Origin of the sequence: Guyparkeria sp. (genome assembly GCF_046540515.1) — a bacterium.
GTDB lineage: Bacteria > Pseudomonadota > Gammaproteobacteria > Halothiobacillales > Halothiobacillaceae > Guyparkeria.
Map to the genome: position 1 here is coordinate 1 of NZ_JBKHFB010000079.1, position 7,755 is coordinate 7,755.

Annotated in this window: 5 protein-coding genes; all 5 read left to right on the forward strand. The window is 67.2% G+C overall.

Going from position 1 to position 7,755, the window contains the following annotated elements; genetic code table 11:
• On the forward strand, positions 1-701 hold a 701-nt coding region (locus ACLFRM_RS08405), incomplete at its 5' end, for an AAA family ATPase (protein ID WP_410755290.1).
• A gap of 182 nt (positions 702-883) precedes the next feature.
• Entirely contained in the window at positions 884-1,531 is a 648-nt protein-coding gene (gene pyrE / locus ACLFRM_RS08410) for an orotate phosphoribosyltransferase (protein WP_410755291.1), read from the forward strand.
• A gap of 48 nt (positions 1,532-1,579) precedes the next feature.
• Complete coding sequence (locus tag ACLFRM_RS08415) at positions 1,580-2,494, forward strand: substrate-binding domain-containing protein (RefSeq protein WP_410755292.1); 915 nt, start codon at positions 1,580-1,582, stop codon at positions 2,492-2,494.
• Entirely contained in the window at positions 2,491-6,072 is a 3,582-nt protein-coding gene (locus tag ACLFRM_RS08420) for an EAL domain-containing protein (RefSeq protein WP_410755293.1), read from the forward strand. Before ACLFRM_RS08415 ends, ACLFRM_RS08420 begins: the two co-directional genes overlap by 4 nt.
• Positions 6,069-7,755 (forward strand): PAS domain S-box protein (locus tag ACLFRM_RS08425; protein WP_410755294.1); only part of this gene is annotated, 1,687 nt, incomplete at its 3' end. The genes ACLFRM_RS08420 and ACLFRM_RS08425, both read left to right, overlap by 4 nt.

Below are 7,755 nucleotides of genomic sequence, written 5' to 3' on the forward strand. Positions count from 1 at the left end.
AGGCGATGGTGCGCATCGACATGTCGGAGTTCATGGAGAAGCACTCCGTGGCGCGACTGGTCGGGGCGCCCCCGGGCTACGTCGGTTACGAGGAGGGCGGCTATCTGACCGAGGCCGTCCGCCGCAAGCCCTACTCGGTGATCCTGCTCGACGAGGTGGAGAAGGCCCACCCGGACGTGTTCAACATTCTGCTGCAGGTGCTCGACGACGGGCGGCTGACCGACGGCCAGGGGCGCACGGTGGACTTCCGCAACACCGTGATCGTGATGACCTCGAATCTCGGCAGCCAGCGCATCCAGGAACTGGCCGGGCAGGACGCCGACTACGAGCAGATGAAGTCCGAGGTGCTCGAGATCGTCGGCCAGCACTTCCGTCCCGAGTTCATCAACCGGGTCGACGACGTGGTGGTCTTCCACCCGCTCGACCGCAGCGAGATCCGCAAGATCGTCGACATCCAGATCGACTATCTCAGGAAGCGACTGGCGGATCGCGAGATCGGGCTGACGCTCACGGACGCCGCCCTGGATGCCCTCGGCGAGGCGGGCTTCGACCCGGTCTACGGGGCCCGGCCGCTCAAGCGGGCCATCCAGCATCGCCTCGAGAATCCGCTGGCCCAGGCCATCCTCAAGGGCGAGTACCTGCCAGGGCAGACGGTGACCGTCGACGTGCGCGACGGCGAGCTTGCGCTCGGCAAGGAGTGAGGGCCGCGGGCGTTGCGTCCGCCCCGGGCGATCCCGTCTCCCGTCCATCAAGGCCACCGTCGGCACCTCGCCGTCGGTGGCCTTTTCGGTTAAGGTTTGCGCCACGTCGTTCAAGCCGTGCCGCCGGGCGTCGTGCGCCAACTGCTCCCCCGGTTCCCACACTCAACGAGGAAGTACGACCCGTGCAGGATTATCGCCAGGCCTTCGTCCAGTTCGCCGTGGAGCATCAGGCGCTCCGTTTCGGCGAGTTCACGCTCAAGTCCGGGCGCGTCAGCCCGTATTTCTTCAATGCCGGGTCGTTTGCCGACGGGCGGGCGCTGGCCGCGCTGGGGGGGTTCTATGCCGCGGCGATCCTGGATGCCGGAATCGAGTTCGACGTGATTTTCGGCCCGGCCTACAAGGGCATCCCGCTGGCCGCGGCCACGGCGATCGCGCTGGCCGAGCGGACCGGCGAGCCGGTGCCGTGGTGTTTCAATCGCAAGGAGGCCAAGGATCATGGCGAGGGCGGCAACCTGGTCGGCGCCCCGCTCTCCGGGCGGGTGCTGATCGTCGACGACGTGATCACGGCCGGAACGGCCATCCGCGAGTCGCTGGAGCTGATACGCGCCAACGGCGCGACTGCCGTGGGCGTGGCGGTGATGATGGATCGGCAGGAGCGCGGCCAGGGGGAACTGTCGGCGATCGGGGAGCTGCGGCGGGACGAGGCGCTCGAGGTGATTTCGATCGCGAATCTGGATGCCGTTGTCGCCTTCTGTGGTGCGGATCCGGGCCTGCAGGCAGCGGCAGAGGCCATGTCGGCCTATCGGCGCCGGTTCGGTGCCGAGTCGTGATCGCCGGTTCGGTCGATGCGTTCGCTTGAGTCGATTTTCCCGCCCGTCGTGCCTTTTGCCCTGCTGATATTGCTGGCGGTATGCCCGCTGGGGATGGTGCAGGCGGATGTCGCCGGCGTGGTCGCTTTCGCCCAGGATGACATGGGCAACGACTGGCGGCGGGCACAGGTCGAAGAGGTGGCAGAGGCCCTGGGCCACCATCCGGGCATCGATTTCCGCGTCAGCGATGCGCGAGGACGGCTGCCGCTGCAGATCCTGCAGATCGAGGACTGGATCGCCGCCGACGTCGACGTCCTGATCACCAGCCCCATGGATGCCGAGGCGATGACCCCGGTGCTGCGTCGGGTCAAGGAGGCCGGCATTCCGCTGGTCCTGGTCGACCGGCAGGTAAGGGAACCGATCGAGGATGCCTTCGTTCTCGGTGACAACCGCGGCATTGCCCGTGAGGCCGGTCGCGCTGTCGTCGAGGCCCTCGACGGTCGTGGCCGGGTGTTGATGCTCGAGGGCGTGCCGGGCGCAAGCACGACCGTCGATCGTCGCCGGGGTTTCATGGATGTCCTCGCGCAGGAGGAGGGAATCTCGGTGGAAAGCCTGGCCGGCAACTACCTGCGCGGCGACACCATCCGGCGCGTCGAGGCACTCGTCGAGCAAGAGGGCGGTTTCCGGTTCGATGCGGTCTATTCGCACAGCGACTCGATGCTGACCGGCCTGTACATGGCCCTGTACGAACTCGACATTCCGGCCGACTCCCTGTTCACGGCCGGGGTCGATTACATCGCCGAGGCCCGCGAGCGCATCCGCCGTGGTGAACAGGACCTGAGCTTCACCTATCCCACCGGCGGCGAGGAGGGGGCGGCGATCGTGGTCGACCTGTTGCGTGATCGCGACGTGCCGGCGCGGACCGTCAAGTCCTTCGAGGCGGTCACGCGCGAGAATGTGGAACGCGTGGAGCCGATCTTTTGACCCGGTTTTTCGACAGCCTCAAGACGCGCCTGATCGTCCTGCTGCTGGCGGCGGTCACCCTGCCCCTGATCCTTGTCGGCATCTCGCTGGACTTCTACCTGCGCGGCCTGCACGCCGACCAGGCGCACACCCGCAGCCTGCAGGCGCTGGATACCTTCAACGAGACGCTGGAGTCCGACGCCAGCTGGCTGCGCAGCGCGGTCGACTCGTTCCGTGTCCAGGAGGACACGGTCGCGGCGCTCAACCTGATCGAGCGCTACCAGGAGATCGAGGATTACCGCCCCATCGTCTTCGACGAGGCGAAGAAGGATCTGGCCCGCGAGTTCCTCAAGCTGGTCGAGCGCGGGGTCGCTGACCGTGGCTGCATTCGTCAGGCTGACGGGACGCTGGCCGTCTACGTGCGGGGTGGGGCACGGAACGTGGCGGGGATCGTGTCGTACCGGGGGGGCGAGCCGCGTTTCCTCGAGCATCACGAGGGTGGTTGGACGTCGGTGGAGCCGCCGGCGGACCTGCGGGTGTACCAGTCCATCCCGGACGACATCGACGTGGTCTATCGACGGGTCGACGATCGTGTCGAGCAAATCGCCGGTCGAATCGTGCGGCGCGACGTGGATGACGCCGACTCGGCACGTCTCGGCAGTGTCAACCTGGTCCACGAAATCGACCGCGCGGCGCTCGAACGCCTACCCTTGCCGGACGGTGTGCGATTGCTGCTGACCGATGGCGCCGGCCGCCCGATCACGAATACCGGCGCCATCGGCGACCTGGATCGCAACGCGGTAATCGAGGCCCTCGCGCAGATGGACGACCCGCAGGAGGAACGCTGGGTCAAGCTGCCCAACGACCTGCTGCGACTGCACGTCCTTCCCGAGTTGGGCGATGGGGCCGAGGTGTTCCTCGGCGTGGTCTTCGACCGCTCGTTGCTCGACCGGCAGGTGGCGGCGACACGCGACGTCTCCATGATCGTGCTTGCCTCCTCGGCGTCGTTGTTCATCCTGCTGGGCGGCTGGCTGATCCGTCGCCGCGTGCAGCGCCCCATCGACGAGCTGATCGCCGGCGTCGGCGCCCTGCGTCGCGGCGACTATTCGGCGCGGCTGCCGCTGGGAACCGACCGCGAGACCCGCGAGCTGGCCGAAGCGATGAACGCGATGGCCGACGAGGTCGAGCGGCGGGAGGCCGAGCTCTCGGACGTGATCGAGAACATTCCGGAGATGATCTTCGTCAAGGATGCCCGGGAGCTGCGTTTCGTCCGTCTGAACCGCGCCGGCGAGCAGATGCTCGGCTGGGCTCGTCGCGAGGTCATCGGCCGCAGCGATCGGGACTTCTTCCCCGAGGACCAGGCCGCCGCGATGAACGCTGCGGACCGGCGTGTACTCGAGTCAGGGGATCTGATCGAGATCGAGGAGGAGGCCCTCCAGACCGCGCATGGTCGTCGTCTGTTGCGTACCCGCAAGCTGCCCATTTTCGGCCCGGACGGTCGGCCGCGCTATCTGCTCGGGATTGCCGAGGATGTCACGGACAAACGTCGTGACGAGCAGCGCCTGCGCGAGGCACAGCGTGTCGCCGGACTGGGCGACTGGCAGTTCGATCTGCTCAGCGGCGAGGCTGTCTGGTCGGACCAGGCCCGGCACGTGCTGGGCCTGCCCGAGGACGAGCCTGCCGGGCCGGAGACCCTGCGCCGCCATTGCCACGAGGACGACTGGCCGCGCGTCGAACGGGCTTTGCAGGCCATACGCGAGGGGGCGTGCCGTTACGAGGTCGAGTTCCGCCTGCGTGATACCCGTGGCAGCGAACGCATGATCCATTCGCGCGCCGAGGTGGAACGAGACGCCGACGGCCGACCGCTGCGCCTGATCGGTGTGGTCCAGGACGTCACCGCACGAGTGCGGGAAGAAGAGCGTCGCCGCCTGGCCGACGCGGTCCTCCAGCACACCAGCGAAGCGGTGATCGTGACTGATCGGGTCGGGCGTATCCTCCAGGTCAATCCCGCCTTCACCGAGATAACCGGCTATTCGGCCGACGAGGTGCTGGGGCGCACCCCGCGAATTCTCAAGTCCGATCGTCACGACCCGTCGTTCTACGAAGAGATCTGGCAGTCGCTGGCCGAGGACGGCCAGTGGCAGGGCGAGATCTGGAACAGGCGGCGGGACGGCAGCGTGTACCCGGCCTGGCAGACCATCAGCGCGGTCTACGACGAGAGCGGGGAGCTGCGGCAGTTCGTTTCCATGCAGTCGGACATCTCGTCGATCAAGGAAGTGGAGCGGCGACTGGACTTCATGGCCCATCACGATCCGCTCACCGGTCTGCCCAACCGTCACTTGCTCACGCACCGGCTGGCTCGTGCGATCGAGCGGGCCGACCGGGAAGGCGGGCGTGTCGGGGTGCTCTTCCTCGACCTCAATCGTTTCAAGAACATCAACGACAGTCTCGGCCACCCGTTGGGCGACAAGCTGCTCGAGGCCGTGGGCCAGCGGCTGATCGCGTTGGTCGAGGAAGGGAGCACCGTCGCGCGCCTCGGGGGCGACGAGTTCGTCGTCGTGGTCGAGTCGCTCCGCGAGGAGGCCGACCTGTCCCGCCTGGCCGAAGCGCTGCTCGACGTGTTCGCCACGCCCTTCCTGGTGGAGGGCCACGAACTGAGCGTGGATGCCAGCATCGGTATCACCATCTATCCGCTCGATGGCGACAGTGCCCCGGTGCTGATCAGAAACGCCGACAGCGCCATGTATCGCGCCAAGGAATCACGCCGCAATGCCTATGTGTTCTATACCCGGGACCTGACCGAAAAGGCCAGCCGGCGTGTGACGATGGAGATGGAGCTTCGCCAGGCGCTGGGCGCGGGCGAGCTGTCGCTGGTCTATCAGCCGCAGCTGGATCTCGATCGGGGCAGGCCGGTCGCCGTGGAGGCGCTGTTGCGCTGGGACAACCCGCGGCTGGGGCGGGTGTCGCCGGCAGAGCTCATCCCGCTGGCCGAGGAGACCGGCCTGATCCTGCCGATCGGGCGCTGGGTGCTGCAGCGGGCCGTCGACGATTTCGTCGCCCTGCGAACCGACGGCCATGAACTGGCACGAGTTGCGGTCAATGTCTCGCCCGAGCAACTGCAACAGCGAGATCTGGTGGAACAGGTCGATGCGGTCCTGTCCCGGTCGGGCCTGGACCCCCGGCGACTGGAACTGGAGGTGACCGAGCAGGCCTTCATGGCGGACCCGCAGGCCGCGGTGGAAACCGTCAAGCGCCTCGATGCCCTGGGTGTGCAGATCGCGATCGACGACTTCGGCACCGGCTTTTCGTCACTGGCCTACCTCAAGCGTTTCCCGGTGCGACGTCTGAAGATCGACCAGTCGTTCGTTCGCGACATGCTCGTCGACCCGGATGACCATTCCATCGTCCGCTCGGTGATCGCCCTGGGCGAAGGGTTGGGCCTGAAGGTGCTCGCCGAGGGCGTGGAGACCGCCGAGCATGCCCGCCGGCTGCGGGCTGACGGCTGCCACGAGGCGCAGGGCTACTTCTACGCCCGGCCGTTGGCCGTGGCGGACTTGCGTGACTGGCTGGCGAACCACGCGCAGGGAGGAGACGGGTGACCGTCCGCCGCCACGGCCGTTGGCCGGCTGGTGCCGCCCCTTATGGCTGGCTGCCCGCCTCGGTCGTTGCCGTCGTGCTGCTTGCCGCCTGGGCCGGGCTGGTGTACCTGCAGTACCAGGACCGGATCGCCGCTCTGCTTGCCGAAAGCCAGCGGCAGCAGGCCAATGCCATCGAGGTGCTGGAGGAAAGCTACACGCTGGCCGCGCGCAATGTGTTCGAACAGAGCATCGACACGCCGGGAATGAGGCAACTGCTCGCGCGGGCCCACGAGGATGCCGCCAGTCGCGATGCGGTTCGCGCCGAGCTGGCCGAGCGGCTCGGCCTGGTCTACGAGGGGCTTCGCGACCATCACTTTCGCCAGCTGCACTTTCACCTCGCCGACGGCACCACGCTCTATCGCTTCCATCGTCCGGAGAAGTACGCCGATGATGTCGCCGTCCATCGTCCCGGCATCCGCCTCGCCCAGCAGGAGCGACGGAAGGTCAGCGGTTTCGAGGCCGGGCGAAACTTCCACGGTTTTCGCAATGTCTTTCCCCTCGTTCACGAGGGTGAGCTGATCGGTTCGGTCGAGCTGTCGGTACGGTTCTCCGCCTTGCGCGAGGTGCTGGAAGGCGATCGAAGCGAGGGGAAGCGCAACCTGTTTCTCCTGATGCGCCGGGATGTCGTGCTTCCCAAGCTGTTCGAGGACCGGCATGCGGGCTACGAAGAGGCGCCCCTCCACCCCGAGTACGTGATCGAGACGATGTCGTCGTCAGCCCGGAGCGATCGGGTACAGGCCCTGGGTGAGCGGTTCAGGCGTGACGGATCGAGTGTCCGGCTGGATGGAGGCGCTGCCGGATGGGCCTGGGAGGAGGATGGGGCGTTTCGGGAACTGCTGTTCCTGCCCCTGAGCGACCCGATGGGCGAGCACGCCGCGTACCTGGTGATCGACAAGCCCGCCCCCGGTCTGGCCGAGGAGCGCGACGCCGCGCTGCGGAACTTCCTTGTCGGCGCGCTGCCGTTGGTGCTGGCGATGATGCTCCTGTGGCGGCTCATGCTCAGTCGCTCGATACGCGAAGCCGAGGCCGAGCAGTTGCGGCGCATCAGCGAATGCATGGGGGAGGGGCTGTACGTACTGGATCGAGAGGGACGTATCCGCCTGGTCAATGATCGGGCCGTGCAGTTGCTCGACATGCCGAGGGACCAGTTGATCGGCAAGCAGGCGCACCCCCTGTTTCACGCTCGTCACGGCGAGGATGGATCCCGGGATGTCTGTCCGATCCAGCGGCACGCTTCTGCCGGCGAGAGTTACCACAGCCGCGACGAGCGTTTCCGGCGCCGGAACGGTGACGAGTTTCCGGTGGAAGTGACGGCCACTCCCCTGACCGCCCACAATCGGGTCGTGGGGGCCGTGACGATCTTTCGTGACATCTCGGACCAGCTGGAGACCGAGCGTCGACTGCGGGAACAGGAGGCGCTCTTCCGCACCGTGTTCGAGGCCAGTGGCGTGGGTGTGGCGCTGCTCGACGATCAGAGGCGGGTGCGACGCGCGAATGACGCGCTGGTCGAACTGCTCGGACGTGGGCGCGAGGCGTTGCTCGGGCTCCGGATCGAAGACCTGGTCGAGCCTGGCGACCGGGAGCGACTCGTGGCCGATTGCGAGGCCATGGAGTGCGGCCGGCGTGCCGAGTCCCGGGGCGAGT